The following is a 603-nucleotide window of genomic DNA, read 5'->3' on the forward strand; positions in this document are numbered from 1 at the left end:
AAGCGCTTTACGCTCAGGGGACCACCAGTAACCGTTATAAACCAACTCCGCATACTTAGACATAATACTGTCTTTCAAATGCGCAGACTCTTTATCGAGAGTCAAAGATTCAATCGCACGGTGAGCCTTAAGCATAATCGTGCCCCCTGGCGTTTCATAGCAGCCTCGAGACTTCATACCTACATAGCGGTTTTCAACGATATCCAAACGGCCGACACCATTATCACCACCGACCTTATTCAAGGTCTCAAGCACGGTTGCCGGGCTCATCGCTTCACCATTGATCGCGGTGATATCGCCTTTCTCATATGTCAGTTCGATATAAGTCGGTGTATCTGGAGCGTTCTCAGGAGAAACAGACCAACGCCACATTTCTTCTTCAGGCTCATTCCAAGGATCTTCTAGCATATCGCCTTCATAAGAAATATGTAGCAAGTTTGCATCCATAGAATAAGGAGACTTACCTTTCTTCTTTTCAACTTCGATACCGTGTGTATCACAATAGGCTAACAAGCTTTCACGAGAGTTGAGATCCCATTCTCTCCAAGGTGCAATGACCTGAACACCCGGCTTAAGTGCATAGGCACCTAACTCAAAACGAAT

1 protein-coding gene is annotated in these 603 nt (G+C 45.6%); it reads right to left on the reverse strand.

Annotated elements, in window-relative coordinates; translation table 11 throughout:
* A partial coding sequence (locus tag A3735_RS02995) for an argininosuccinate synthase domain-containing protein (protein WP_197485625.1) occupies positions 1-603 on the reverse strand: 603 nt, incomplete at both ends.

The organism is Oleiphilus sp. HI0061, from assembly GCF_001635675.1.